Origin of the sequence: Alteromonas sp. S005 (assembly GCF_036864475.1) — a bacterium.
Taxonomy (GTDB): domain Bacteria; phylum Pseudomonadota; class Gammaproteobacteria; order Enterobacterales; family Alteromonadaceae; genus Alteromonas.
Genome location: NZ_JAZETN010000010.1, coordinates 88,777 through 113,572, shown reverse-complemented (window position 1 = coordinate 113,572; position 24,796 = coordinate 88,777). Strand labels below are relative to the sequence as shown.

Annotated in this window: 27 protein-coding genes; 22 read left to right on the top strand and 5 right to left on the bottom strand. The window is 43.9% G+C overall.

Features of this window, described 5'->3' with window-relative positions; all coding sequences use genetic code 11:
- The first annotated feature begins 6 nt into the window (after positions 1-6).
- The 16 genes from V7R55_RS12870 (at position 7) to V7R55_RS12795 (ending at position 15,572) form a co-directional block, all read left to right on the top strand.
- On the top strand, positions 7-834 hold the full coding sequence (locus V7R55_RS12870) for an ATP-binding protein (protein ID WP_071960318.1): 828 nt from the start codon (positions 7-9) through the stop codon (positions 832-834).
- A gap of 889 nt (positions 835-1,723) precedes the next feature.
- A complete protein-coding gene (gene mnmG / locus V7R55_RS12865; protein WP_334059815.1) occupies positions 1,724-3,625 on the top strand; it encodes a tRNA uridine-5-carboxymethylaminomethyl(34) synthesis enzyme MnmG in 1,902 nt (633 codons plus the stop codon).
- Between the two features lie 343 nt (positions 3,626-3,968).
- Positions 3,969-4,604 (top strand): 16S rRNA (guanine(527)-N(7))-methyltransferase RsmG, encoded by a 636-nt coding sequence (rsmG, locus tag V7R55_RS12860; protein WP_334059814.1) that lies wholly within the window; start codon positions 3,969-3,971, stop codon positions 4,602-4,604.
- A gap of 35 nt (positions 4,605-4,639) precedes the next feature.
- A complete protein-coding gene (locus V7R55_RS12855) occupies positions 4,640-5,434 on the top strand; it encodes a ParA family protein (protein WP_334059813.1) in 795 nt (264 codons plus the stop codon).
- A 44-nt stretch (positions 5,435-5,478) separates the two neighbouring features.
- Positions 5,479-6,357 (top strand): ParB/RepB/Spo0J family partition protein, encoded by an 879-nt coding sequence (locus V7R55_RS12850; RefSeq protein ID WP_179985098.1) that lies wholly within the window; start codon positions 5,479-5,481, stop codon positions 6,355-6,357.
- A 206-nt stretch (positions 6,358-6,563) separates the two neighbouring features.
- Positions 6,564-6,950, top strand: coding sequence for an ATP synthase subunit I (locus V7R55_RS12845; RefSeq protein ID WP_334059812.1), 387 nt, complete (start codon positions 6,564-6,566; stop codon positions 6,948-6,950).
- A gap of 100 nt (positions 6,951-7,050) precedes the next feature.
- Positions 7,051-7,884, top strand: coding sequence for a F0F1 ATP synthase subunit A (atpB, locus tag V7R55_RS12840; protein WP_136782406.1), 834 nt, complete (start codon positions 7,051-7,053; stop codon positions 7,882-7,884).
- 99 nt (positions 7,885-7,983) lie between these two features.
- Positions 7,984-8,214 carry a F0F1 ATP synthase subunit C gene (atpE, locus tag V7R55_RS12835; protein WP_075177146.1) on the top strand — a complete coding sequence of 77 codons (231 nt, stop codon included), beginning with the start codon at positions 7,984-7,986 and terminating at the stop codon, positions 8,212-8,214.
- Positions 8,215-8,251: 37 nt separating this feature from the next.
- On the top strand, positions 8,252-8,722 hold the full coding sequence (gene atpF, locus V7R55_RS12830; RefSeq protein WP_179985096.1) for a F0F1 ATP synthase subunit B: 471 nt from the start codon (positions 8,252-8,254) through the stop codon (positions 8,720-8,722).
- A gap of 14 nt (positions 8,723-8,736) precedes the next feature.
- Positions 8,737-9,270, top strand: coding sequence for a F0F1 ATP synthase subunit delta (gene atpH, locus V7R55_RS12825; RefSeq protein WP_025257159.1), 534 nt, complete (start codon positions 8,737-8,739; stop codon positions 9,268-9,270).
- A gap of 13 nt (positions 9,271-9,283) precedes the next feature.
- The gene (gene atpA, locus V7R55_RS12820) at positions 9,284-10,825 is read left to right on the top strand and encodes a F0F1 ATP synthase subunit alpha (protein WP_269917847.1); all 1,542 of its coding nucleotides are present in this window, start codon (positions 9,284-9,286) and stop codon (positions 10,823-10,825) included.
- Between the two features lie 58 nt (positions 10,826-10,883).
- Positions 10,884-11,744 carry a F0F1 ATP synthase subunit gamma gene (gene atpG / locus V7R55_RS12815; protein ID WP_012520217.1) on the top strand — a complete coding sequence of 287 codons (861 nt, stop codon included), beginning with the start codon at positions 10,884-10,886 and terminating at the stop codon, positions 11,742-11,744.
- A gap of 33 nt (positions 11,745-11,777) precedes the next feature.
- Positions 11,778-13,163: a F0F1 ATP synthase subunit beta gene (gene atpD, locus V7R55_RS12810; RefSeq protein WP_179985094.1), complete on the top strand. Its 1,386-nt coding sequence runs from the start codon at positions 11,778-11,780 to the stop codon at positions 13,161-13,163.
- A 60-nt stretch (positions 13,164-13,223) separates the two neighbouring features.
- The gene (locus tag V7R55_RS12805) at positions 13,224-13,637 is read left to right on the top strand and encodes a F0F1 ATP synthase subunit epsilon (RefSeq protein ID WP_012520215.1); all 414 of its coding nucleotides are present in this window, start codon (positions 13,224-13,226) and stop codon (positions 13,635-13,637) included.
- Positions 13,638-13,836: 199 nt separating this feature from the next.
- The gene (locus tag V7R55_RS12800; RefSeq protein WP_334059811.1) at positions 13,837-14,823 is read left to right on the top strand and encodes a hypothetical protein; all 987 of its coding nucleotides are present in this window, start codon (positions 13,837-13,839) and stop codon (positions 14,821-14,823) included.
- 149 nt (positions 14,824-14,972) lie between these two features.
- Positions 14,973-15,572: a glutathione S-transferase family protein gene (locus V7R55_RS12795; protein ID WP_334059810.1), complete on the top strand. Its 600-nt coding sequence runs from the start codon at positions 14,973-14,975 to the stop codon at positions 15,570-15,572.
- Positions 15,573-15,595: 23 nt separating this feature from the next.
- Here the strand turns inward: V7R55_RS12795 and V7R55_RS12790 are convergent, their stop codons facing one another.
- Positions 15,596-16,177: a tRNA-uridine aminocarboxypropyltransferase gene (locus V7R55_RS12790; RefSeq protein WP_334059809.1), complete on the bottom strand. Its 582-nt coding sequence runs from the start codon at positions 16,175-16,177 to the stop codon at positions 15,596-15,598.
- 100 nt (positions 16,178-16,277) lie between these two features.
- Here V7R55_RS12790 and V7R55_RS12785 point away from each other — a divergent pair, with 100 nt between their 5' ends.
- From V7R55_RS12785 to V7R55_RS12775, 3 genes are all read left to right on the top strand, one after another.
- Entirely contained in the window at positions 16,278-16,616 is a 339-nt protein-coding gene (locus V7R55_RS12785; protein ID WP_334059808.1) for an MGMT family protein, read from the top strand.
- A 71-nt stretch (positions 16,617-16,687) separates the two neighbouring features.
- Positions 16,688-17,884, top strand: a complete 1,197-nt coding sequence (locus V7R55_RS12780) for an HD-GYP domain-containing protein (RefSeq protein WP_334059807.1) — start codon at positions 16,688-16,690, stop codon at positions 17,882-17,884.
- Between the two features lie 377 nt (positions 17,885-18,261).
- Entirely contained in the window at positions 18,262-18,903 is a 642-nt protein-coding gene (locus V7R55_RS12775; RefSeq protein WP_334059806.1) for an OmpA family protein, read from the top strand.
- 37 nt (positions 18,904-18,940) lie between these two features.
- Here the strand turns inward: V7R55_RS12775 and V7R55_RS12770 are convergent, their stop codons facing one another.
- The 3 genes from V7R55_RS12770 to V7R55_RS12760 form a co-directional block, all read right to left on the bottom strand.
- A complete protein-coding gene (locus V7R55_RS12770; protein ID WP_334059805.1) occupies positions 18,941-19,438 on the bottom strand; it encodes a nuclear transport factor 2 family protein in 498 nt (165 codons plus the stop codon).
- 183 nt (positions 19,439-19,621) lie between these two features.
- Positions 19,622-20,623, bottom strand: coding sequence for a LacI family DNA-binding transcriptional regulator (locus V7R55_RS12765; RefSeq protein ID WP_334059804.1), 1,002 nt, complete (start codon positions 20,621-20,623; stop codon positions 19,622-19,624).
- A 444-nt stretch (positions 20,624-21,067) separates the two neighbouring features.
- A complete protein-coding gene (locus tag V7R55_RS12760; RefSeq protein ID WP_269917860.1) occupies positions 21,068-21,931 on the bottom strand; it encodes a YicC/YloC family endoribonuclease in 864 nt (287 codons plus the stop codon).
- Positions 21,932-22,231: 300 nt separating this feature from the next.
- On the opposite strand from V7R55_RS12760, the gene rph reads away from it, so the two are divergent.
- The 3 genes from rph to tusA are packed head-to-tail and all read left to right on the top strand — an operon-like array spanning position 22,232 to position 23,894.
- Positions 22,232-22,945 carry a ribonuclease PH gene (gene rph, locus V7R55_RS12755; protein WP_025257195.1) on the top strand — a complete coding sequence of 238 codons (714 nt, stop codon included), beginning with the start codon at positions 22,232-22,234 and terminating at the stop codon, positions 22,943-22,945.
- A gap of 57 nt (positions 22,946-23,002) precedes the next feature.
- Positions 23,003-23,644 (top strand): orotate phosphoribosyltransferase, encoded by a 642-nt coding sequence (gene pyrE, locus V7R55_RS12750; RefSeq protein WP_334059803.1) that lies wholly within the window; start codon positions 23,003-23,005, stop codon positions 23,642-23,644.
- Entirely contained in the window at positions 23,634-23,894 is a 261-nt protein-coding gene (tusA, locus tag V7R55_RS12745; RefSeq protein ID WP_214992661.1) for a sulfurtransferase TusA, read from the top strand. The genes pyrE and tusA overlap by 11 nt, the downstream gene beginning before the upstream one ends.
- Positions 23,895-23,939: 45 nt before the next feature.
- On the opposite strand, the gene V7R55_RS12740 is transcribed toward tusA, so the two are convergent.
- Entirely contained in the window at positions 23,940-24,743 is an 804-nt protein-coding gene (locus V7R55_RS12740) for a DUF1206 domain-containing protein (RefSeq protein ID WP_334059802.1), read from the bottom strand.
- Positions 24,744-24,796 lie beyond the last annotated feature (53 nt).

Here is a 24,796-nt window from a genome sequence, read left to right as displayed (position 1 = left end):
TTCATTATGGATCGTATAACTGACAAAATTGCTAATCTTGCTAAAGCGCTTAAAAAAGATGTCGATCCCAATGGTGAGTACATCGACTATAAAACGCTGCGCAAGCAGTATGAAGCGAAAGCTAACGAGGAAGTGTCACAACTACAGCAGCGCAGTAAGAAAGCGCGTGTAGAAGCTATCCATGGCCGTTCTGACTTAAATCCTAAGTGGACGTTTGCCAACTTAGTCGAAGACAGTGACGATGTCATAGAAGCTGTTTCTATTGCACAGTCTTTTATTGCTGCTCACGATGATCCAGCGTGGCGCCAAAGTGGCTCTCATATGATGATTTTCTACGGCGATTACGGTCGCGGTAAATCTCATATTGCTGGTGCTATTGCCCATCAACTTATTGAGCAATACGAAATCTCTGTGCTGTACCGTCAGCTTTCGACTCTGCTCGAAATGCGCAACTTTTCTTTTGATTTCTCTGCTACCGATAATGCTAGTCAGCGTTTCAGAGAAATAAACCAAGAGCTTTTAGATGTAGATTTGCTTATTTTAGATGAGGTCTGTGTCAACGAGTCTGCACTTAAGAAAAATGCACAGAGCTGGTTTGGGAACTTACTCAGACAGCGCTTAGTGAATAAGAAAAACTGTATCTTAATCACTAATCACAACTTAGCCGAACTAGAAAATGCCCTTGGTCGTTATTGTTTCGAATCGATTAAAGAGTACGACACCTACAAAGTTCGATTCCAAGGCCCAAGCCGCCGTGAAGGCCTAACTATCGAACAAGAAGATATGCAAGGTTCTGTTGCACAGCCCCGCTATCAACCTAACCAGGTGCGCTAATAGCACCTGGTTTTCGCCCTTTCAATTATTGCCCATACGTCGTTTTATCCTTCATAACGCTTATTCTCTTAACAGTTTGCGCTAAGTGAAAGTGGATCATTAGTCTGTTGATCACCTGTTTTACTTAAACGATACTCTTTCAATCAGCAGATACACACAACGATCTCCTCCAGTTAAACAAATAAGCATTCTTGCAAGCCCACTTCTTCGTCGTAAAAGAGACGGAATTTTGGTCGGCTTTCATATTTTTCTCCTGAAAAATGAGCTTTTTTGGAAAAATAATTTTGTCATTCTTAAAAGCGCGAACTTTTTTGAAAGTGTTGATAAATGCGATCGGGCGATCTAATCACAGCTTTTGGAAAAGATCTCCTCCACAATGTGATCACGCTATAAGGCACGCAACTACACGATCTTTCGATCAGAATACATAAATAGCAAACATTTTATCCCCAGCTGGATCACATCTTGATCACCCCTGTGGATAGGATCCTACAAACCACTGTGTATAAGCTTTGATCCAAAAAAGAATAACTTTTCAAACAAATCGGGGTGTGGATAAAAAGGCTATTTATACACAAGTTCGAAGTAGGGTTATGGATCGGGGTTTCCCAATGTTGTTGATCGCGTAACTTAATGATCTTTATGTCCTTTGATCGGTTACCCACAGATCTTGGTGATCCTAATAAAAGTAAAAATAAACAGATCTAAAAGAGATCTTAAGATCTTATAATTCGATCACACCTTTTTAAAAACAAGTATTGAGGAAAATTTAATCATTTTCTTTATGCAATAAGTCAGATAAAATACGCGCCCTTTTTTCGACAGTCTTTACTTTAGAAAAATTAGTTTTTTTAATCGGCTTATCGTAAGTTAATAGTGAGGTTTAACCATGTTTTATGCTGAAGCATTTGATGTCATCGTTGTAGGTGGTGGACATGCAGGTACAGAGGCAGCGCTTGCAGCTGCTCGCATGGGAGCAGATACCCTTTTGCTTACTCACAACATCGAAACGATCGGCCAGATGTCCTGTAATCCTGCAATTGGTGGGATCGGTAAAGGTCATCTTGTAAAAGAGATCGATGCGTTAGGCGGTGCAATGGCACTGGCTATCGACAAAGGTGGTATTCAGTTTAGAACATTGAATTCTTCTAAAGGCCCAGCTGTTCGTGCAACGCGTGCGCAAGCGGACCGTACGCTTTACAAAAACGCTATTCGCGACATTGTTGAAAATCAAGAAAACCTAACCTTGTTCCAACAGAGCGTTGACGATCTGATTGTTGAAAACGATCAGGTATGCGGCGTTGTTACGCAAATGGGCTTGAAGTTTAAAGCCAAGTCGGTGGTACTGACCGTGGGGACCTTCCTTGGTGGCACCATACACATTGGCCTTGAAAACTATCGTGGCGGTCGTGCGGGCGATCCACCGTCTATCGCGCTTGCAGATAGACTACGTGCCCTTCCGTTTCGTGTTGACCGTTTAAAAACGGGAACACCAGCAAGACTTGATGCACGTTCATTAGATTTTTCTGTAATGCAGCCTCAACCTGGTGACAATCCAACACCGGTATTTTCGTTCATGGGTGATAGAAGCATGCACCCGACGCAGATTCCGTGTTATATCACCCACACTAACGAAAAAACCCACGATATCATTCGCGGCGGATTAGATCGCTCTCCCATGTTTACAGGGGTTATCGAAGGTATCGGACCGCGCTATTGCCCGAGTATCGAAGATAAGATCACCCGATTTGCAGACAAGACATCGCATCAAATTTTTGTTGAGCCAGAAGGTTTAAACAGCATTGAAGTTTATCCAAATGGTATTTCAACCAGTTTGCCATTTGATGTACAGATGAATCTTGTTCGTTCGATCAAAGGTTTTGAAAATGCGCACATCGTTCGCCCGGGTTATGCGATTGAATATGATTTCTTTGATCCACGGGATTTAAAACAAACCCTTGAAACCAAATTTATCAAAGGTTTGTTCTTCGCTGGCCAGATCAATGGTACCACTGGTTATGAAGAAGCCGGTGCGCAAGGGTTAGTAGCAGGCGCAAACGCAGCGCTACAAGTTCAAGAAAAAGATCCGATGATTTTACGCCGCGATCAGGCATACATGGGCGTACTTATCGACGACTTAGCCACCATGGGTACGAAAGAGCCGTACCGCATGTTCACTAGCCGTGCAGAATACAGATTACTGCTTCGTGAAGACAATGCCGATAGCCGCTTAACCGCGATGGGCCGAGAGATTGGTCTTGTTGATGATGCGCGCTGGGCGAAATTTAATGACAAGATGGAAGCGGTAGAAAGTGAGCTACAGCGTTTACGCGGTCAGTGGATCCATCCTGATCACACGGCAACGCCTGAACTTAATACCATGCTGAAAAATCCGGTGAGTCGTGAACATTCTCTAGAAGAGCTGATCCGTCGACCTGAAATGACTTACGGTCAGTTAATGGAAATTGAAAGTGTTGGCCCTGGTCTTGAAGATCCGATTGCTGCAGAGCAAGTGGAAATTCAAATTAAGTATGCGGGTTATATCGCCCGTCAAATGGATGAAATCGCCAAAACGCAGCGACACGAAAACACATTGTTGCCGGTTGATATGGACTTCAGCAAGATTTCTGGCTTGTCAAACGAGGTTGTAGCAAAGCTAACCGAAGCTAGACCGGAAACTATCGGTAAAGCATCGCGTATTTCGGGTATTACTCCTGCGGCCATTTCTTTGCTGCTGGTTTACCTTAAAAAGCACGGCATGTTGCGCAAGCAAGAGAAAATTAGTGCGTAAAACACGCGCTTGACTCATCAGGCTACTCGCAGCGCTTAGTTTTTCCTATTTATTCGCGTATTATGCTAGTCATATTAGCCTAAACTATGCGAAAACTAGAAAAACTAGAAAAACTAGAAAAACTAGAAAAACTAGGCGCTTTTCATACAGTTCAATTGTTCTCTTTTACTAGCATTTTGCGGGCTCTACTCAACGTACATTTGTTTTGTACGTGAAGAGGTCGCGTTGATTAACAATGGAAAAAGTGTGACAAATGCATAGAACAGATTGCGGTTCGCCGAAAATGTCTATGTTAAAAACTGATTTAAGCTAAAGATTTCAACGTGAACAGACAGATTTTTCAATGACGATACAGCAAGAATTGCACACCATTTTGGTTTCTGGACTTGGCGCGCTTTCACTTGATTTGAGTGACAAGCAACAGCAGCAGTTAGTTGACTATGTGCTTTTGATGGATAAATGGAATAAGGCGTACAACCTTACTTCCGTTCGGGATCCAAAGCAAATGATGGTAAAACATATTCTGGATTCGTTAGCGATTGTCCCTTTTCTTGATGGTGACAATATCATTGATGTTGGAACAGGTCCTGGTCTTCCAGGTATGCCGTTGGCTATCGCTTTCCCAGAAAAATCTTTTACGCTGCTAGATTCATTGGGTAAACGGGTAAGATTTATGACCCAATGTGTGCATACGCTTAGATTAACTAACGTAACTCCTGTACAAAGCCGCGTAGAAGAGCACAATGGTGATAGACCTTACGATATTGTGCTAAGCCGAGCTTTCGCTTCACTAAAAGATATGTTGCACTGGTGTCAGCATCTGGTAGATTCTGAAGGACAATTTTTGGCGCTCAAAGGTCAGTTTCCAAAAGATGAGATAGAAGAAGTGAGTGATCACTTTCATGTGAGTAAGACGGAAAACCTCACAGTGCCAAATTTAGTAGGCGAACGACATCTGGTTTGGCTTAAAAAGAAATAGCCGAAAAATAGAAATAGACGAAAACAGGATCTAACGTGGCTAAGGTAATCGCGATCGCGAATCAAAAAGGTGGTGTAGGAAAAACAACTACCGCAGTTAACGTGGCAGCGTCAATGGCAGCAACCAAACGCAAGGTGTTGCTGATTGATCTCGATCCACAGGGTAATGCAACCATGGGTAGCGGCGTAGACAAATACGACGTTGAATCTACGGCATTTGAATTGTTGATTGAAGAGAAACCCATTAACGACGTTATCGTTAAAGCAACAGGCGGCAAGTATGACCTGATCGCAGCGAACGGTGATGTTACCGCGGCAGAAATTAAGCTGATGGAAATGTTTGCTCGTGAAGTACGGCTTCGCAATGCGCTGAAGCCTGTTATGGATTACTATGATTTTGTCTTCATCGACTGCCCGCCTTCACTCAACCAGTTAACTGTGAACGCCTTAGCGGCTGCCGACTCGGTAATGGTGCCTATGCAGTGTGAATATTACGCACTTGAAGGCCTTACGGCCCTAATGGATACCATTCAAAAATTGGCATCTGTGGTGAATCCTGAATTGAAGATTGAAGGCGTATTGCGTACTATGTACGACCCGCGCAATCGCCTTGCTAACGATGTTTCAGAACAGTTGAAGCGTCATTTTGGTGAACAGGTTTATCGCACGGTTATTCCGCGTAATGTTCGCTTAGCTGAGGCGCCAAGCTTCGGTACGCCAGCGATGTACTATGATAAGTCATCGACAGGTGCTAAAGCTTATCTAGCGCTAGCAGGTGAAATACTGCGCCGTAGGGACAAAATATCGCCTAAACAGGCAAAAGCTAGTTAAACACAATAAGCTGAATACCATCAGCACATGCCATAGAGGACACTATGTCAGCACGTAAAAGAGGCCTTGGCCGCGGTTTAGATGCGCTACTCGCAACCAGCCAATCATCTGCTCAGAAAGAACAAGATGTCGCCGAGGTAAATTCAACCAATGGTGAGTTAAGCAAACTGCCTATTGAATACTTAGTGCCAGGCAAATATCAGCCTCGTAAAGACATGTCGCCTGAGGCATTAGAAGAATTGGCATCGTCCATTCGAGCACAAGGTATTATTCAGCCTATCGTAGTCAGAAAGGTCGATGAACACCGCTATGAAATTATCGCCGGAGAACGCCGCTGGCGCGCTTCACAGCTAGCACAACTAGACGAAGTACCGTGTTTAGTCAAGAACGTACCTGATGAAGCTGCCGTTGCCATTGCTCTTATCGAAAATATTCAGCGCGAAGACCTTAACGCAATGGAAGAAGCGCAGGCGTTAGACCGTTTAATGAGCGAATTTGCGCTAACTCATCAAGAAGTGGCTGAAGCGGTGGGTAAATCTCGTACAACCGTAACTAACCTACTACGTCTGAACAATCTAAACGACGATGTAAAATTGCTAGTAGAACACGGTGATATTGAGATGGGACACGCCCGCGCCCTTTTAGCTTTAGAAGGCGAAACTCAGTCAGAAACGGCGCAAGTGGTATCGGGTAAAGGCCTTACCGTACGCGACACCGAAAAGCTCGTTAAAAAGCTATTAGAGCCCGCAAAGCCAAAGCCTGAGAAAAAAGTTGATCCTGACGTTCAAAATCTTATGACTCGACTTTCAGAAAATTTAGGCACGCCAGTGGTTATTGACCACAACGCTAAAGGCAAAGGTAAGCTCACGATTAGCTTTAGCGATCTTGAACAATTAGATGGAATTATCTCTAAAATTCAATAAGTTAAATTAATATAAATTGAGATGATTTCCTTGCCTATCCGCAATCGAATCGCTGTCCGGTGCAAATAGCGGACACTCTCCTTTCCGGTTATAGCAATAGAAAATTTTCAGAATAACTTTCAAAAAGCGTTGTACTGTTGAAAATTGTCGGTAAAACAGTATACTTCTGACGCTTTTTGTAAGACGTGAACAAGCTGCGAGTAAAAGTGACGAACAAGTTAGCAAAGCGCGGGTTAGACCTCGCAAAAAAAGGGCTACTTTTTCAGGCTGTCACGGCCCTATTCGTTACGATCATCGCAGGCGCCGCAGGTGGAAGTCATTCCGCTATGTCGGCGGCGGCAGGCGCATTGACTAGCATTCTGCCCAATATTGCATTTGCAGCGTTTGCGTTTCGTTACGCAGGGGCGAGTAAAAACCAACTTGTTGCGCGAAGTTTTAGCCAAGGCTCAAAATTGAAGCTGGCACTGACAATTATTTTATTTGTAATTGCTTTTAAAGGTCTAAACGCCACGCCATTAGAAATCTTTCTGGCGTTTGTAATTACAACCGCTAGCCACGGGCTAGCTATGTTTCATTACGGTACGAAACAATAAAGACAACGCTAGGCGTTGCGATAACGAAAACCATGTGTTCGACCGATGAGATATAAGAACCAGTCACCAAATTTTTACACTTTACAACTTGGGTTAAACAATGGCATCTGAATATACTACCTCAGAATACATCAAGCACCACTTGACCAATGCCACCATGTGCTCAACTGACAACGGAATTGCGTTTAATAAAGCGTGTTCTGATGCTGGTTTTTGGGCATGGCATGTCGATACGTTGGCATGGTCTATTGGACTTGGTTTACTTTTCCTTTTCATCTTTAGAAGCGTAGCGAAAAAAGCGACAACTGGCGTACCTGGAAAAATGCAGGCGTTTGTCGAGCTAATCGTTGAGTTTGTCGATGATAACGTGAAAAGCACTTTCCACGGTAAGAGCGCACTTATCGCGCCATTAGCACTGACCATCTTTGTATGGGTATTGCTAATGAACCTTATGGATCTTGTTCCAGTTGACTTGCTACCTACCATCGCGGGCCTAATTGGTTCTTCAGCGTTTGGTATGGACCCTCACGATGTATACATGAAGGCAGTACCAACCACTGACCTTAACCTTACGTTTGCACTAGCAGCGGGTGTATTCATCCTAATTCTTTACTACTCAATCAAGATGAAAGGTATTGGTGGCTTTACTAAAGAGCTGACTATGCAGCCTTTCGGTCACCCGCTTTTCATTCCGGTGAACTTCATTCTTGAGACGGTTACTTTGCTTGCGCGCCCGCTTTCACTAGCGCTGCGTTTGTTCGGTAACCTGTACGCAAGTGAGCTAATCTTCATTCTTATCGCAACGATTGGCTACTTCCAGCTTCCACTGCACTTCATGTGGGCTGTGTTCCATATTTTGGTTCTTCCGCTTCAAGCGTTTATCTTCATGATGTTAACCATCGTGTACTTAAGCCTAGCTGCTGAAGACCACTAAGAATTAACGGGTACCGGGAATACATTTGCCGGTACCGTTTTTAACCGAGTTTTATTTTAAACATTAACCTTAACTAAACTTTAAATCGGAGATTTAAACATGCTTGCAATCGCAGTTGCTATCCTAATTGGTATGGGTGCTCTTGGTACCGCTATCGGCTTCGGTCTTCTAGGTGGTAAATTCCTAGAGTCTGCTGCTCGTCAACCAGAACTTGCACCACAACTACAAGTTAAAATGTTCATCGTAGCGGGTCTTATCGATGCTATCGCGATGATCGGTGTTGGTATCGCACTATTCCTATTGTTCGCTCCACCTCAGTACCTACTTTAATTCATACTCTAGCGAACTTTTATGAGGAGAGGCGATAGTGAATATTAACGCCACTTTTATTGGTCAATTAATCGCCTTCGCTGTGTTCGTGGTGTTCTGCATGAAATATGTATGGCCTCCACTAATGGCAGCGATTGAAGAACGTCAGAAGAAAATTGCCGATGGGCTTGAAGCTTCTGAACGTGCAGAGAAAGACCTAGAGCTTGCTCAAGCGAAAGCTACAGAGCAGCTTAAAGATGCGAAAGCGCAAGCAGCTGAAATTATCGAGCAGGCTAAAAAGCGTGCCAACCAATTGGTTGACGATGAAACGCAAAAAGGTCATGCGGAACGCGAAAAAATTATCGCTTCTGGTTATGCCGAGATTGAAGCTGAACGCAATCGTGCCAAAGAAGATTTGCGCAAGCAGGTTTCTGCACTTGCAGTAGCTGGCGCACAGCAAATCTTACAACGTGAAATCGATGCTAACGCACAAAACGACATTGTTGAAAAACTTGTCGCTGAGCTTTAATTGGGAGATGAGCCATGTCTGAATTGACTACTGTTGCTCGTCCTTATGCTAAAGCTGCTTTCGATTTTGCTGTCGAGAAAAATGCCGTTGCAAAATGGCAAGAAATGCTCACCTTTGCAGGTGAAGTAGCAGTAAATGAAGATATGCACCAGTTGCTAACTGGTGCTATCGCCGCTGATACGCTAGCCGACATTTTTAATAATGTGTGTGGTGAGCAACTCGACGAACACGGTCAAAACCTAGTAAAGGTTCTGGCTGAGAATAAACGTTTAGCCGCGTTGCCTGAAATTTCTACTTTGTTTGACGCATTTAAAGCGGATTACGATAAAGAAGTAGAAGTGGACGTAACCTCAGCATCTACGCTGACTGATGCCCAAACAAATGAATTGGTAGCATCTTTGGAAAAACGTTTGGCACGTAAAGTGAAGCTTAATTGTAACGTGGACCCTGCCCTGATCGCTGGAATGGTAATAAATGCCGGTGATACAGTAATTGATGGTTCCGTAAAGTCGAAATTGAACCGTCTAGCAGACGCGTTGCAAGCATAACGGGGATAAGAGCATGCAACTTAATTCCACTGAAATTGCTGAACTGATCAAGAAAAGAATTGAACAGTTCAATGTAAGCAGTGAAGCACGTAATGAAGGTACTATCGTCGCAGTAACTGACGGTATTATCCGCATTCATGGCCTTGCAGATGTAATGCAGGGTGAAATGATTGAGCTTCCTGGAAGCCGTTACGCAATTGCACTAAACCTTGAGCGAGACTCTGTAGGTGCAGTTGTTATGGGTCCTTACGCGGACCTGAAAGAAGGCGATAAAGTACAATCTACTGGCCGTATTCTTGAAGTACCAGTAGGTAACGCACTTCTTGGTCGTGTTGTAAACACACTAGGTGAGCCTATTGATGGTAAAGGCGCAATCGACGCAGCTGGTTTCGAGCCAGTTGAAAAAATTGCTCCTGGCGTAATTGAACGTCAATCAGTAGACCAGCCTGTACAAACTGGTTATAAGTCAGTTGATGCCATGATCCCAGTAGGTCGTGGTCAGCGTGAGCTTATCATCGGTGACCGTCAGTGTGGTAAAACAGCAATGGCTGTTGACGCTATCATTAACCAAAAAGGTACAGGCATTAAGTGTGTGTACGTAGCGGTTGGTCAGAAAGCGTCTACTATCGCTAACGTAGTACGTAAACTAGAAGAGCACGGTGCCCTTGACCACACTATCGTGGTTGCAGCATCTGCTTCTGAGTCTGCAGCGCTTCAATACCTAGCGCCTTACTCTGGTTGTACTATGGGTGAATACTTCCGTGACCGCGGTGAAGATGCGCTAATCGTATATGATGATTTGTCTAAGCAAGCTGTTGCTTACCGTCAAATCTCACTACTACTTAAGCGTCCACCAGGCCGTGAAGCTTACCCAGGTGACGTATTCTACCTTCACTCACGTCTACTAGAACGTGCTGCACGTGTAAACGAGCAATACGTTGAGCGTTACACTAATGGTGAAGTGAAAGGTAAGACAGGTTCATTGACTGCGCTTCCTATTATCGAAACGCAAGCTGGTGACGTATCTGCATTCGTACCAACTAACGTAATCTCAATTACCGATGGTCAGATCTTCCTAGAAACTGACTTGTTTAACGCAGGTATCCGTCCAGCGGTTAACGCTGGTATCTCGGTATCTCGTGTTGGTGGCGCTGCACAGACTAAAATCATCAAGAAATTGGGTGGCGGTATCCGTCTAGCCCTAGCTCAGTATCGTGAACTTGCGGCGTTCTCGCAGTTTGCTTCTGACCTTGATGATGCAACTCGTGAGCAACTTGAGCACGGTGAGCGCGTAACTGAGCTAATGAAGCAGAAGCAGTACGCTCCACTATCAATTGCTAACATGGGTGTATCTCTGTTCGCGGTAGAAAAAGGTTTCCTTAAGGGTATCGAGCTTAACAAAATCCTAGATTTTGAAGCCGCTCTTCACTCTTACATGAACAGCGAACACGCTGACCTTATGAAGACTATCAACGAATCAGGTAACTACAACGACGAGATTGCCTCTAAGTTGAACGACGCTTTAACAAACTTTAAAGCGACACAAACTTGGTAATCAATGGTGCTGGTGTTTAACCACCAGCGCAATTCGTTGAGTAATCGGAGAGATAGTCATGGCCAGCGGTAAAGAAATAAAAGGTAAGATTGGGAGTATCAAAAATACTCAGAAGATTACCAGTGCGATGGAAATGGTTGCTGCGTCTAAAATGAAAAAGGCGCAGGAACGCATGGCTTCTGGCCGTCCATATGCACAAAATATGCTTAAAGTGATTGGTCACATTGCAAACGGTAACCTTGAATATCGCCATCCTTATTTGGAAGAGCGTGAAGTCAAGCGCGTCGGTTACATTGTGATTTCCACTGACCGAGGCTTATGTGGTGGCTTGAACACCAATGAATTTAAGCTCGTCACCCAAGACGTCAAAAAATGGCGTGAACAGGGTGTAGAAGTGGATTTCGCTGCATTAGGTTCAAAAGCGTGCAGTTTCTTCAACCGCTTTGGTGGCAAGTTGCTTGCTGCTGAATCTGGTTTAGGTGACAAGCCGTCTGTGAGCGATGTAGTGGGTGTTGTACGCGTTATGCTTAAAGCGTACGACGAAGGACAAATTGACCGAGTATTCTTGGTATTCAATGACTTCGTTAACACCATGACACAGAAACCTGTGATCAATCAGTTATTGCCTTTGCCAAAGTCAGAAGACGAAGAATATCAACATCGTTGGGACTACATTTACGAGCCAGATCCAAAAGAAATTTTGGAAGCACTAATGGTTCGTTACATTGAGTCTCAGGTGTATCAGGGTGTTGTAGAAAACGCGGCGTCAGAACAAGCTGCGCGAATGGTTGCCATGAAGGCAGCAACCGACAACGCCGGTAACCTTATTGATGAGTTACAACTGGTATATAACAAAGCGCGTCAGGCTGCAATCACACAAGAAATCAGTGAGATTGTTAGCGGTGCCGCAGCGGTGTAGGCAAAGGTTTAAAAGAGATAACGAGGACAAATTATGAGTCAAGGTAAGGTCGTCCAAATCATTGGCGCCGTTGTGGACATTGAGTTTCCACAAGATGCGGTACCAAGAGTTTATGACGCACTACAAGTTACCGAAGGTGACTTGTCAGGTCTAACCCTGGAAGTGCAACAGCAATTAGGTGGCGGTGTTGTTCGTGGCATCGCACTAGGTACTACTGACGGACTAAAACGTGGTCTTACAGTAGAAAATACCGGTAACCCAATCATGGTTCCAGTTGGTACGAAGACGCTAGGTCGTATCATGGACGTATTGGGTAACCCAATCGACGAAGCAGGCCCAATTGGTGAAGAAGAGCGTATGTCTATTCACCGTGAAGCGCCTAGCTACGAAGATCAGTCTAGCTCGGTAGAACTACTAGAAACTGGTATCAAAGTAATCGACTTGGTTTGTCCATTCGCTAAGGGTGGTAAAGTTGGTCTATTCGGTGGTGCGGGTGTAGGTAAAACCGTAAACATGATGGAACTTATCCGTAACATCGCAATCGAGCACAGCGGTTTCTCAGTATTCGCAGGTGTTGGTGAGCGTACTCGTGAGGGTAACGATTTCTATCACGAAATGAACGATTCAAACGTACTTGATAAAGTATCGCTTGTATACGGTCAGATGAACGAGCCACCGGGTAACCGTCTACGTGTTGCACTTACCGGTCTAACTATGGCTGAGAAGTTCCGTGACGAAGGTCGTGACGTTCTATTCTTCGTAGATAACATCTATCGTTATACCCTAGCAGGTACTGAAGTATCAGCACTTCTAGGTCGTATGCCGTCTGCGGTAGGTTACCAGCCTACTCTTGCAGAAGAGATGGGTGTACTTCAGGAACGTATTACGTCAACGAAGACTGGTTCAATCACTTCAATCCAAGCGGTATACGTACCTGCGGATGACTTGACTGACCCATCTCCAGCGACAACCTTTGCTCACTTGGATGCAACGGTAGTACTTTCTCGTGATATCGCGTCTCTTGGTATCTACCCTGCGGTAGATCCACTAGATTCAACGTCTCGTCAGCTAGACCCACTAGTTATCGGTCAAGAGCACTATGACGTAGCACGTGGCGTACAGACTGTTCTTCAGCGCTATAAAGAGCTGAAAGACATCATCGCGATCCTAGGTATGGACGAACTATCTGAAGAAGACAAGCAAGTAGTATCACGTGCTCGTAAGATTCAGCGTTTCCTATCTCAGCCGTTCTTCGTAGCAGAAGTATTTACCGGTGCACCTGGTAAATATGTATCGCTTAAAGACACAATCAGTGGTTTTAAAGGCATTCTAGACGGTGAATACGATCACCTTCCAGAGCAGGCCTTCTACATGGTTGGTTCTATCGAAGAAGCGCTAGAGAAAGCCAAGAAAGCATAATGACAGGGCTAGCACTAGCTAGCCTAACATCATGCTAACGTACCTAATCAGGAGGTTCACATGGCAATGACAGTACATTTGGACGTAGTAAGCGCGGAGAAAGCGATTTTCTCAGGACGCGTTGAATCGATTCAGGTGACAGGTAGCGAAGGTGAATTGGGTATTAACCCAGGTCACGCGCCACTTATATCTGCTATTAAACCTGGTATGGTGCGTTTGGTTAAACAGCACGGTGAAGAAGAAGTTATCTATGTTGCAGGTGGTGTACTAGAAGTACAGCCTAACAACATTACCGTACTGGCTGATACCGCGGTTCGAGCTGAAGATCTTGACGAGCAGGCAGCACAAGAAGCCAAACGACGTGCAGAAGAGCACATCGCCAATCCAGGCGCTGACTTTAACTATGCAGAAGCAGCTCACGAGCTTGCAGAAGCGATTGCACAACTTCGACTCATTCAGAAGTTACGCAAGTAAAAAGCACAGCTTTGATAAAACCCGCCTACTGGCGGGTTTTTTATTGCCGAACGAAAAGTAAACGTTCACATTCTCTTACGTTTATTTTTATTGCTATCCCGCCATACAAAGCTTATCGTTAATGCGTTTTAAAGATATTAAATTAAAACGTAGCATGCGGTTACTATAGCAATGCTGCCGCACTCAACGAATTGTATAAATGAAGCTCAACCCTTACTCTAACATGCACAAGGGAGCCTCTATTGGTTTCTTTCCTTTACTGGCCACACTGCTCCTTCTTTTAGTACATTACTTTACGGGAGCTTTAGAATGGCCTAACGCGGGAGAAGTGAGAGCTCAGCGAGACTTTAATTCTGCAATTGGTATGTCGCTGTTGACCGGCTATTTCTGGTTTGCTCTGCGTCTTATGCATCAAAATGTCGCAAGCACGTTGATTTCACTGCTTGTGAAAACGAACCAGCTCAGTCAGTTTTCATCGCACCGTAATGACCTTGCTGTTGAGTTTAAACACCACATTTTTAACGCCATTATCATTTCTATCATGATCACGATTGTGTATTGCATGTTTGAAGGTCTGATTACGGTAAAGCAAGAAATTCATGTTTTATTTTTAACCGCGACAGCCGTGCCCTTTTGGTTCTTGGCAATCTTATTCTTGTTCCAGATTTCGTCTAACATTAAGTATCTTACAAGCAAAGTATTACCACATGCTGGTTCTAACATTGATCATTTAAAATCGATACTCACAATCCTGAAGCTGGGTACGACTAACAGCATATTCGCAATGGGCGCGCTCACTATCTTTCCTATTTTCTGGTTGAAAAAAGACATCCCTTCTATTGACGTTCTAATGGTTACTTTTTTCACCGGCGTTGTCGGTTTTTATTTGTTTTGGCCCGTAATTAAGCTTAAAAATATGTTGGAAAAAGAGCGAGAAGAGGCCATTTTACACCTTGAAGATAGCATAGAGGATGGGATAAAACGTTACGCAAAACTACAAGAGTCTGAAACGGCAGTTTCGATAGAGCAGCTAGAAAGTGAAAAAGAGCGCGTGCTTAAAATGGGAGCTCACGTATTTGCGCCGCGAGATAAAGTGAGAGTTGCAGCGTGCCTTGCCTTAATACCATTCTCGTGGATGTTATTGTTCTTAATAGAATGGATAATTCGATTACCGAAATATCACTAGGTGTCATGTTCATCATATTTTCATTAAGGGTGGATTATCAATAAACACTACAAAAGGTATTACTTTAAAAGCCCCCCGAAATTTTAATATTTGTCGCTTGAGCTATGCATTGATAAGGTAAGAAAAGTTAAGTCAAAGAGATTACCACTGTGCGAATATACGGCGATAAACGTTCTGGGAACTGCTACAAACTCGAGTTGCTTCTTTCTTTGTTAGGCAAAACCTGTGAATGGGTTGATGTTGATATTATGAAGGGAGAGACCAGATCGCCGTCCTTTCTTGAAAAGACGCCTAACGGTAAGATTCCGATACTTGAGCTCGATGACGGAAGGGTGTTGTCAGAGTCGAACGCTATCATGCATTACCTTGCTTCTAATACGCCCTTCATTCCCTCTTCGCCCTACCACTTTGCGCAACTGTTGCAGTGGCAGTTCTTCGAACAGTACAGCCACGAACCCTATATTGCCGTTGCCCGCTACATCAATATTTATTTAGGGTTGCCTGATGATAGAAAAGCGGAATATGAGTCTAAGCAAGCGGGTGGATACCGAGCGCTTGAGGTAATGGAGCATCAACTTAACAAGACACCTTATTTAATAGGCGATACCATTAGCCTCGCTGATATATCACTGTTTGCTTATACCCATGTCGCTCATGAAGGCGGCTTCGACTTATCGGCATACCCTGCTATTCGCCATTGGATAAGTTTAATTAAAGAGCACAAAGGCTTTATACCAATGAACACTTAGAAAGGCCTGTGGCCCTTTAGGCGCTAGATTTGTCTTCTATGGGACTTTGGCCCTTGCCAATGTTTTTGTAAGGCACACTGCGCCTTATGAAGTGCAGATACGTCGGTTTTTTCTAAGCAACTTATCGCATAGGCAGTCGCTTCTAGTGTCGAGAGCGCGTGCTCTAGCTTTGTATGGCGGATTGCATAATTAGACGCAGGCGCTGCAGTAAAGTGAAAGGCGGGTAAAGTGGTAAGCCATGGATTCTGCTTAACCATACCAAAAGCTTGTTTCCAGCTGCCGTCAATTAACAACAAGGTAGAGAATTGGTGTAACCTTGTATGGGCGGTATTTTCTATCGGCATACTTTTATCGCTGGGGTAAATCAGCGCCGTATGCTCGAACGAGCACTCCTTTTCCAAGTGTTGCATGGCCTGTACATCGTTTGTAAGAACAATACGACTTGTTGGAATACACAAAGAGATTAGCCTTGCTGTATTTTTCGCGTGATACGCTTCTTTTTCATGCTGGAGAATGATGATGTTTAACAACGTATCTACAGTGTTAATATGGGCGCAAATACACGTCGTTTCGGGGTATCTACATTTTTGGCAATAAAGACGCATTACCTGATTTCTCTACTCTTATTTTACAATATTAACTGCGTTCATTTATCGCAATCGCTTATCTAACCATGCAACTTTACCTGATAGGATAATATACAACATGCCAGATGAAGCAGTACAATCCCGTATAGAAAAAACGCTTTCTTTTGTCCCCTTAGGGCATGTAGTCAGTTACGGTTTACTTGCTGATTTGTGCGGGTTGCCAGGCAGAGCAAGAATGATGGGAAAGTGTCTAAGGGAATTAAGTGTAGATTGCAATTGGCATAGAGTATTGCGCAGTGACGGAAAGATTGCCTTTCCTGCGGGTTCGGAAAAAGCAGAAGAGCAGCGACAGCGTTTAACTGCAGAAGGCGTTGTGGTAAAAAATTACCGAGTGAATATGAATGAATTTGGTTGGACGCCAGATTTACACACTATACTGGTAGAATTAGAGTATTAATTCTTCTGCGTGTTCAAGAGTTGGCCAACAGCAATATAATAGCGTTTGGAAAACAGTGTTGTGCTTTTGAAATGATAAAAAAAATTACGATAGATCAGCTAATACCGGGTATGTTTGTTCATCAAATATTAGAGCAAAAAGGTACTTTGTCGGTAAAAAGCCAAGGGCGCGTAATATCAAATGATTTAGTCAATACACTGAAAAAACAAGGCGTTAAAACTCTTGCCATAGATACCGAAAAAGCGTTCAAAATTGGCGATAGCGCATCTTCTTCTATTGTTAAAGACTATTTAGCAAGCCCAAGTGAGGCAGCGAAGCCCCATCTAGTCCCCCTTGAAAAAGAATTAACAAGGGCGTCTAAACTGCATGAACAAGGAAAAGCGATTCAAAAGCTTTTGCTTAAAAATGTTCAAAAGGAAACGCCTTTTGACGCAAGTATTCCCAAAGCATTTTCAAACAAGCTGGTGGAGTCGGTTGATAGAAATCCTGATGCGCTGCTTTGCTTAACTAAAATTCGCGAAAAAGACGATTATTTATTAGAGCACTCCCTCAACGTTGCTATCCTCCTAGCGAATTTTGGCAAATTCTTAGGCATGTCAGATGAAGAGGTTCAAGACCTTTCCTACGCCGGTTTTCTGCATGATCTAGGCAAGATAAAAATTCCAGATGAAATTCTTCATAAACCAGGTCGTTTAACAGATAGCGAAATGGATATTATGAAAGGACATGTGAAATACGGCGTAGACTACTTGAAAGAGACTGACATAGCGCCACCGCTTATCCAGGCTATTAGTGAGCACCATGAACGCTTAGACGGACTAGGCTACCCTGCCGGAACGAAAGGTAACGATATTAGCCAAGCTGGACGCATGTTGGCGATCGCCGATATGTACGATGCACTTACTGCTGATAGAGTTTACAAGGCAGGTATGTCGAGTCAAAAAGCCTTTTCTATCTTGATGAGTGATGCGCCCGACCGACTTGATAAATTGCTTGTTCAGCAATTTATTAAATGCCTAGGGGTATATCCTGTAGGCAGCTTAGTTTTACTCTCTAACGAAAGGTTAGCCATGGTGCTCGAACAGAAAGGTTCACCTCTCACACCAGTAGTGAAGGTTTTCTATTCGGTTCGTAACAGTCACTACTTAACTCCGAAAGATATTGACTTGTCTGTTGATAAAACCGTCAGTATCACGAAAGCTGTCATTGCTTCAGATTACAAAATAGATGTAAATGCATTCTTCGAGCGTTCTGTTTCGGTTGGTTAAAACGTTACTTATTGGCAACACAGTGTAGAGTTTACACTGTGTTGTAACGCCTTTCTTTCTCCATTCTGCAAAAATAGACCGCTTCGTTTAGCTTACGTTCAGCATGTGTCGTTTAGAATTTAATGAGAACAACAAATAATGATACGACAGTAGCGACGTTTATCACTGATCTAACAGTAATATTTTTTAAAGCTAAATATGAATAGTGGTATCAATACTGTACTGGCTATCTCGCAAATTATGAGTGGAACGTTAATTGCTATATTTTTGTATAAGTTGAGTAATTAACAAAAGTTTTTGTACAGAGCTTGTTGAGAGTGGCAAGGGACATCTGTCACTTTTCAATACAAGGCTTTTAATTGGAATAAGAGGAAGTTATGAAAAAGACTCTTGCTGTAAGTTTGATTGCTGCATCATTAACCGTGGCAGGTTGTGCAACTGACCCTAACAATACGCAAAAAGGTGCCGCTATCGGTGCAGTCGTAGGCGCACTGCTAGGTAAAGCTACTGGCGATAACGATAAAAGTCGCTACGCATGGGGCGCTGCGGTAGGTGCTATTGCTGGTGGTGCAATTGGTAATTACATGGATAAACAGGAAGAAGAACTTCGAAGCGAGCTTTCTGACACTGGTGTTCAAGTGGTACGTGAGGGTGATAACCTGCGATTGATTATGCCAGGTGATATTACTTTTGCTACCGATAGCTCTAGCATTAGCCCTAACTTCAACCCAGTCCTTCAAGATGTTGCGAAAGTCGTAAATAACTATGAAAAAACGGTATTGATGATAAAAGGTCACACTGACGATACGGGCTCAGAGCAGTACAACCAGTCTTTATCTGAGCGTCGTGCAGGTGCGGTTAAAAACTTACTGATTAACTATTCAGTAAACCCAACACGTATTACGACAGTAGGCATGGGTGAATATTCGCCAAAAGTGCCTAACAACAGTGCAGCAAATCGCTCTATGAACCGTCGTGTTGAGATGGAAATTCAGCCGCTTACCCAATCTAATACCTAATAATTAATAGGTAAGTAAAAGAACCGAAAGCCCCGTTTTAAAGCGGGGCTTTTTCGTTATTCGAGGTTTTAATTTGCTCGGCAACGCTGTCAGCTAGTGAATTAGGAATGGGTATAGCTAGATGGTATTGGGTTAACTTCCAGTCATCGCCAACTTTTATGAGCACGCCAGTCCCCCTCGTTTCGCCTAAATTATTATTATCCAGCAACTCATCGAACCAAGCTGTATTGCGTTCTGGCGAAAAATAGACGTGTCTATCTCTAGGGTGATATGTCCATCCTGTACCTTTATCAAAATGAGGTTTCGCATAGGCTTTAAACGTCTCTTTATCCCAAACTTCCGACGCATCAGTGCCAATGAAGATGGCGCTTTCGTGATACAAGCTAAAATACGATTCAAAGTTAGCTACAGAGGCATTATGATGAAGCGCATCAAGGGTGCGATTAACCAGAACTCTGTCTGTATTGGCACTAACGCTTGTCGCTATTCCTACGCTGACCCAAAGCAGCAGCCAACTTAATAATACACTTCTCATAGTACCTTCTTATCCTGTATTCAATGTAGTGTGGTTAAGACCACCATTTAACGATGTTCCACATGGAACAGCCTCAGTATTTTAGTCTTTCATTTCTTAGGGGCTTTATTGGCTAGTTTCACTGACTAAACATATAAAGACTCCCGTTTGTCATTTGGAAACTGCTTTGAACAAGAGCTTACCCTAGCCTTCATACCGTACCGTAGACTCTCGAACTATAAGTTCGGGCTCAAAGTTCAGCGTAATTTCGCTAGGTTGCCCATAGACTTTATTCAAGATGTATTTTGCTGACATTTCGGCCATGTTAGCAACTGGGTTACTTACCGTCGTAAGTCGAGGGTACACATGATGTGCGAAGACAACGTCATCGAAACCAGCAATTGAGAGGTCGTGAGGAAGGCTCATGCCCAAATCTCGGGCGCAGCTTATTGCGCCTGATGCAATCCAGTCGTTGGCACAAACTAATGCGGAAAATGGTAGGTCGCGAGCCATAAGCTCTAATAAACCAAGCTTTCCATCTTCTTCAGTGTAATTTCCTTCAAGGATGAGTTCGGAGTTTGCTGGAATTCCAGCTTCGGACAGCGCACGTTTGTGTCCTTTCAAACGAAGCTTTGCGTCGCGCTTTTCGATTGGACCTGATATATACGCTATGTTTTTATGGCCTAATTCGAGTAAGTGGCGGGTGGCAAGGTACCCCCCTTTTTCATTATCTAACGTAGTGCACGCTTCAGAGAGCCCCTCGACTTGCCTGTTAACTAAAGCAATAGGAAGTTTGGACTGATTAAGTTTCAATAAGTATTCATCTGACAGTGCTTCGGTGTGCATGATGAGCGCATCGCAATTACGGCCTATTAAAAATTCTACCGCATCTTTTTCAGTTTCTAAGCAGTCACGTCCTACCGTAATAATGACGTGCTTACCTGCAGCGCGTAACCTTAACTCTATTGCTCGCATCAGGTCGCCAAAAAAAGGAGCATTCAACTCAGATACAAGCACGCCGACACTATCAGTACGGCTATTAGCCAATGAGCGGGCGACGGAATTTGGACGGTAATTTAACTCTTTAACCGCTTTTTCCACCCGCTCTCGCAACTCCCTATTTACCGAGGCTTTTCCGTTTAAAACGCGGGATACCGTTGATAGAGAAACTCCTGCGCGCTCGGCAACTTGGTAAATGGTTGGCACGTGAAAAAACCTCGTTTATTAAAGCAATCGCTCACCGTTTTTGTATTATGCCGGCATCTATAAGGGTTCGCTATGAAAAGGACGGGAAAGTTTAATTTTGTGACACGTTATTTTTAGTTTTATTTATACCAGAAACGAGCTTTGTACATAAATGAATCTTAAAATGCATTCTGAGAAAGCGGTTTCTAGCATAGTTTAGAAATAGTACTGGTTTTAAGAAAGGGCTTTCTCGGTTGTGTGGGTGAGTGAACAGTAATATGTCCTCTTTGTAATAAAGGTTCTTCAGTTTGAGGTGTTTAGCTAGTTCAAAACCAGTGAAAGAGCGTCATAAACAAGGACACTAAAACTATATTTTTACTTCCAGAAGAAATAAAGCCCCATACTTTTAAACAAATTATGGGGCTTTCTAGACATTACCAAGTGAGTAATCTTTTGTTTAGAAATCTACTCAATATTTTGAATTTGCTCGCGCATCTGCTCAATCAATACCTTAAGTTCAACGGCTGATTGCGTGATGTCAGTACTGATAGATTTTGAACCCAAGGTATTCGACTCGCGGTTAAATTCCTGCATCATGAAATCTAAACGGCGACCCACGGCTCCACCCTTTTTAAGGATATTGCGGGTTTCCTTAACGTGGGCATTCAGACGATCTAACTCTTCCGCCACATCTACTTTTTGCGCCAGCATGATCATTTCTTGTTCAAAGCGGCCTGCATCAAGTTCAACCTTTGCCTCTTCAAAGCGGGTTTGCACTTTTTCTCGCTGCCACACCATGATTTCAGGCATACGTGCGGCCACTTTTTCAGCTTCCACTTCAATAGCGTCAAGGCGCTGCGTGATCATACCTTTAAGGGCTTCCCCTTCTGTAGCGCGAGCACTGATGAAGTCGTTTAATGCCTGATCGAATGCCGCCATTACGTCACCGTGGATGGTATCCATGTCAGTTTCTTCTGCAGCAATTACGCCAGGCCAGCGCAAAACGTCTAGTGGGTTTACACCCGTGGACTGGCCATGCGATTGCACCCAGTCGGCAGCGTGAAGCACTTGCTTAGCCAACTCTTCGTTTAAGCTTAGCTTAGTTACAGCAGCATCGTTCGCGGTAAAACGCAGCGCACATTCCACCTTACCTCGAGCTAGCTTTTTACGGAATCGTTCACGTAAAACCGGCTCCAATGAGCGAAACTGTTCCGGCAGGCGAAAGTAAGTTTCTAAAAAGCGTTGGTTGACCGAGCGTATTTCCCACACGGCTGAGCCCCACTCTTTTTTAGTTTCTACGCGCGCAAACGCTGTCATGCTGTAAATCATAAATATCCTTTAAATTTAACTGAAAGCCTGCAAAAACAACCCGAACGTCGTGTTGTATACGTGAATATCTACAGCAGGTTTTCTTGTATTTTGTATATTAGCGCACATTTACGCAATTCAATAAGCAAACATGTAAAGTTCGTTTTTAACGTCCGCGGGTATTGCGTTATACTTACGCGCAATTTCGTAGCGACATCGAATTTATAGGTTTTGACCGTGAACTGGGCTTTCTATTCACATATCGCCAATAAAACCTGTAAAACGCTACCCTTTTTAAGCACTTACGTTGTGGAGAACACTATGCGTCCAAGCGGCAGAACCGCCAGTCAAATTCGCCCTGTTACTATTACTCGCCAATACACTTGTCACGCAGAAGGCTCTGTTTTAGTAGAGTTTGGTAACACTAAAGTGTTGTGTAACGCGACTGTGGAAGAAGGTGTACCACGCTTTATGAAAGGCCAGGGTAAAGGTTGGGTTACCGCAGAGTACAGCATGCTTCCACGTGCAACCCATACGCGTAGCGGTCGTGAAGCGGCCCGCGGTAAGCAAGGTGGACGTACGCTAGAAATCCAGCGTCTAATCGCGCGCTCACTTCGCGCTGCGATTGATTTGAAGCTCCTAGGTGAAAACACAATTACACTAGATTGTGATGTCATTCAGGCTGACGGCGGTACGCGCACGGCATCTATTACCGGTGCATGTGTTGCTCTTGTTGATGCGCTTACCTATATGCGTGCCAAAGGCATCATCAAAACTAACCCGCTTAAGCACATGATCGCTGCACTTTCGGTGGGTATTTATGAAGGTACGCCAATCGCTGATCTTGAGTACACTGAAGACTCTGAAGCAGAAACAGACATGAACATTGTGATGACCGAAACCGGTAAACTGATTGAAGTTCAAGGTACAGCCGAGGGTGAACCCTTCTCGTTTGAAGAACTTGATGAATTATTGAAAATTGGTAAGCACGGCTTACGCGAATTATTCGATATTCAAAAAGCGGCGCTTGCGTAAGCGAGGCAATTAAGCGTATTTAACGCCTACGTATTAGTTAGTATTTAAGAGGTCATCATGAAAGCGTTTCAGCGTGATTTTATCGAGTTCGCCATTGAACGTGGCGTACTAAAGTTTGGCGAATTTACTTTAAAGTCAGGCCGCGTTAGCCCGTACTTTTTTAACGCAGGTTTGTTTAATCGCGGCGGCGATTTGGCTAAGCTGGGGCGTTTTTACGCTGATGCGCTAATGGATGCTGGCGTGGAATTCGACGTATTGTTTGGTCCCGCTTATAAAGGCATTCCTATTGCGACGACTACTGCAGTCGCTCTGGCCGATAGCCATAACCTAGATGTGCCTTACTGCTTCAACCGCAAAGAAGCGAAGACGCATGGCGAAGGTGGCAATTTGGTAGGAAGCCCACTAGAAGGCAAGGTGATGCTGGTGGATGATGTGATCACTGCGGGTACGGCTATTCGCGAATCGATGACAATAATTGAACAGCAGCAGGCCAGTTTGTCTGGGGTGTTGATTGCGTTAGACAGACAAGAGCGCGGTAATGGCGAACTGTCAGCTATTCAAGAAGTGGAGCGAGATTTTGGTACTCAGGTAATTTCTATCGTATCGCTTGCCGATGTGGTGGTTTATCTGACTGAAAAAGGCGGTTTTGGTAATGAAATCAATGCCATCAATGCCTACCGTGAAAGCTATGGCATCTGATTTTGATAGCGCCTTTAGCGCAGCAAGTCAGCATTTAGACGCACTTGGCTTACGTTGCCCAGAGCCGGTGATGATGGTGCGTTTGAATATTCGCAAGCTGGCGGATGGAGAAACCTTATCGGTCACCGCTGATGATCCCTCAACGGCAAGAGATATTCCTAGCTTTTGCCGTTTTATGGACCATACGTTGGTAGCGTCTCAAACAGAGACCTTGCCTTATCAATATGTTATTAAAAAAGGGCGCGCTTAAGCGCCCTTCTATCATTCAAATTTCGGCTCTTAGCGCCTCCGTTCCCTACTCTACCTTTCTGTATTTCGCTTCTAGCGCACAATAAAGGCCGAACATAACAAAGCCCGCGCCTACGGCGGCAATGAGATAAGGGCCGAAGGGCTGCTTCATTAAGGTTTCTAGTGCTTTTTGTAATCCACCTGCTTGCGATGGGTTACTCAATATTGCGGCAAGGATAAAAAAGCCACCTACTAAGGAATAAACGACCCCTCTTGCGGTATACCCCAGGCGACCAGTTACTTTCACACTCTTTCTAATGCGCTGATTTAAAGCGTTTAAAGAAAATTTCTCTAAAAAATCTGCAGTGTAAGCATGTTTGAACTGCACAACGGCAAATATAATGATACATAGACCGATTGCGGCCACAAGCAACAGCCCCCATTCGTATTGCATTAGAAATTCACTCACCTTCTTTCCACTCCCTTGAGATGAGGAGCTACTTTGTACTTCTAATAAGGTTTTAGCCCCTGCATAAGCAGCTATAAAATAAAATGCGCCCGATACAAAATAGAAAAGCTGATTGATGATGTAGACGAACGTGTTTTCGTCGTCCGATTTATCAGTAATAAAAATCTGCAGCCAACGCCAACAGGCATAACAAGCTAGTCCAAGGACAAGAATGCCCAAAAAAATTTGCCCGAGTGGTTGCTCTTTAAGTGTAAGAAAGACATTGGACTGTGAGGCTTTTTCACGGTTTAGCGCAGTAAATACAGACGTAATAATGAAGACACCAAGCATAACGTACATAACCGTTTTGGCGCTATATCCCGCTCTAGCGGTTATCTCTTTCCATTTAGATGAAGGTTCCACGGTGTCCTCTCATAGCTTAATTGCAAAATAAAAACGATTGAGTTACTTATCTT

Bases quoted from the DNA above. Each gene is read 5' to 3' on its own strand.
- V7R55_RS12785 (WP_334059808.1), top strand. From the start codon at position 16,278: ATGCCAGATGAAGCAGTACAATCCCGTATAGAAAAAACGCTTTCTTTT.
- atpG (WP_012520217.1), top strand. From the start codon at position 10,884: ATGGCCAGCGGTAAAGAAATAAAAGGTAAGATTGGGAGTATCAAAAAT.
- V7R55_RS12870 (WP_071960318.1), top strand. From the start codon at position 7: ATGGATCGTATAACTGACAAAATTGCTAATCTTGCTAAAGCGCTTAAA.
- rsmG (WP_334059814.1), top strand. From the start codon at position 3,969: ATGACGATACAGCAAGAATTGCACACCATTTTGGTTTCTGGACTTGGC.
- atpE (WP_075177146.1), top strand. From the start codon at position 7,984: ATGCTTGCAATCGCAGTTGCTATCCTAATTGGTATGGGTGCTCTTGGT.
- atpB (WP_136782406.1), top strand. From the start codon at position 7,051: ATGGCATCTGAATATACTACCTCAGAATACATCAAGCACCACTTGACC.
- V7R55_RS12850 (WP_179985098.1), top strand. From the start codon at position 5,479: ATGTCAGCACGTAAAAGAGGCCTTGGCCGCGGTTTAGATGCGCTACTC.
- V7R55_RS12790 (WP_334059809.1), bottom strand. From the start codon at position 16,177: ATGCGTCTTTATTGCCAAAAATGTAGATACCCCGAAACGACGTGTATT.
- V7R55_RS12775 (WP_334059806.1), top strand. From the start codon at position 18,262: ATGAAAAAGACTCTTGCTGTAAGTTTGATTGCTGCATCATTAACCGTG.
- V7R55_RS12760 (WP_269917860.1), bottom strand. From the start codon at position 21,931: ATGATTTACAGCATGACAGCGTTTGCGCGCGTAGAAACTAAAAAAGAG.
- tusA (WP_214992661.1), top strand. From the start codon at position 23,634: ATGGCATCTGATTTTGATAGCGCCTTTAGCGCAGCAAGTCAGCATTTA.
- V7R55_RS12770 (WP_334059805.1), bottom strand. From the start codon at position 19,438: ATGAGAAGTGTATTATTAAGTTGGCTGCTGCTTTGGGTCAGCGTAGGA.
- V7R55_RS12780 (WP_334059807.1), top strand. From the start codon at position 16,688: ATGATAAAAAAAATTACGATAGATCAGCTAATACCGGGTATGTTTGTT.
- pyrE (WP_334059803.1), top strand. From the start codon at position 23,003: ATGAAAGCGTTTCAGCGTGATTTTATCGAGTTCGCCATTGAACGTGGC.
- atpD (WP_179985094.1), top strand. From the start codon at position 11,778: ATGAGTCAAGGTAAGGTCGTCCAAATCATTGGCGCCGTTGTGGACATT.
- V7R55_RS12805 (WP_012520215.1), top strand. From the start codon at position 13,224: ATGGCAATGACAGTACATTTGGACGTAGTAAGCGCGGAGAAAGCGATT.
- V7R55_RS12800 (WP_334059811.1), top strand. From the start codon at position 13,837: ATGAAGCTCAACCCTTACTCTAACATGCACAAGGGAGCCTCTATTGGT.
- rph (WP_025257195.1), top strand. From the start codon at position 22,232: ATGCGTCCAAGCGGCAGAACCGCCAGTCAAATTCGCCCTGTTACTATT.
- atpA (WP_269917847.1), top strand. From the start codon at position 9,284: ATGCAACTTAATTCCACTGAAATTGCTGAACTGATCAAGAAAAGAATT.
- atpH (WP_025257159.1), top strand. From the start codon at position 8,737: ATGTCTGAATTGACTACTGTTGCTCGTCCTTATGCTAAAGCTGCTTTC.
- mnmG (WP_334059815.1), top strand. From the start codon at position 1,724: ATGTTTTATGCTGAAGCATTTGATGTCATCGTTGTAGGTGGTGGACAT.